Source organism: Paenibacillus maysiensis (assembly GCF_000520815.1).
In the GTDB taxonomy this organism is placed as follows: Bacteria; Bacillota; Bacilli; order Paenibacillales; family Paenibacillaceae; genus Paenibacillus; species Paenibacillus maysiensis.
The window spans coordinates 1-1,381 of record NZ_ASRY01000139.1; the positions used below are offsets into that span (position 1 = coordinate 1).

Below are 1,381 nucleotides of genomic sequence, written 5' to 3' on the forward strand. Positions count from 1 at the left end.
GTAAGCTTCGGAATGCTGCCAAACGGCATAATCTTTGTATTGAATACACAGTGGAGCCAGCTCCTCGCCCCGATACAGACGGCTGAACTCGTCGAAGAGCAGCGCTGTCGAAATGCCGTCCGAGACGATATGGTGCATATCGAACAGCAGAATGTGGCGATCCTCGGCGACTTCGATCAGGCCGATGCGAAGAAGTGGCGGCTTGGTCAGATCAAACGGGTGATAGTAAGCTTCCACCACTTGGTCCACTTCCTGCTCGCTCGCCTGGAAATAATCAACAGCAAACTCCACCTCGTCATAGATGCGCTGGACAAGCTCGCCTTGAACCTGCTCGATCCCGGTACGCAGCGTCTCATGGCGCTGAATCAGCGCCTGGAACGCGTGCTCGACGCGCGTGCGGTCCAGCTTACCTTCGAGAAGAAGCGCCGCCGACATATTGTAGCTGCGCTCGGCCCCGTCAAGCTGGCGCAGGACGTACAGACGCTTTTGCTCGGATGAAACCGGATAGTACTCGGCCTCAGCCGCCTTTGTAATCTCATACGTCTCCTGCTGCCTTAAACCGCCGATTCTTTGGGCCAGTTGTTCAATCGTGGTGTAGCGGAAAACTTCCCGCAGCGGAACCTCGACTTGCAGCTCTTTCCGAATCTTGGAAACAAGCGTGGAGGCCCGCAAGGAATGACCACCCAAGTCAAAGAAATCGTCTTGGACTCCAACTCGCGCAATACCCAGCACCTGCTGCCAAATGAGAGCAAGTCTTGTTTCCAGCGTTGTACGAGGAGCCACATACTCACGGCCTGCTTCTACCTCTCCGGTCGGTTCAGGCAGCGCTTTACGGTCAATTTTGCCGTTCGGCGTGAGCGGAAGCTTATCAAGAGACACCAGCCGGGCCGGGACCATATGGGCCGGCAGCTCTTGCTTCAATTGGGACAGCAGATCGCTCAGCTGCAAGGAAGCATCCGCCGCCACGTAGCCGCACAAATACTTTTGCCCCTGCTCATCCGTACGGTCGGTCACCACAGCCTGCTTGACGCCCGGGAAACGCAGCAGGGCCGTTTCAATTTCGCCGAGTTCGATCCGGAACCCGCGAATTTTCACCTGATAGTCGATCCGGCCGATGAAGTCGACGTTGCCGTCTTCCAGCCAGCGGGCCAAATCGCCTGTCCGGTACAGACGTTCGCCCGGCACAAACGGGCTGTCCGCAAACTTCTCGGCGGTTAGGTCCGGACGGTTCCAGTACCCGCGCGCCACCCCGGCGCCGCCGATGACAAGCTCGCCCGGAACCCCTACAGGAACCGGCTTTAACGCGGCATCGACAATGTAAAACCGGGCGTTCAGCCAAGCTTTGCCGATCGGCACATGACCCGACGGCGGCAGCTTATCC

The 1,381-nt window shown here is 58.0% G+C and carries 1 protein-coding gene; it reads right to left on the bottom strand.

The genetic code is table 11. The features are described from left to right. Nucleotides 1–1,381: condensation domain-containing protein (locus tag L696_RS28410; RefSeq protein ID WP_155985344.1), on the bottom strand; the 1,381-nt coding region annotated here is incomplete at both ends.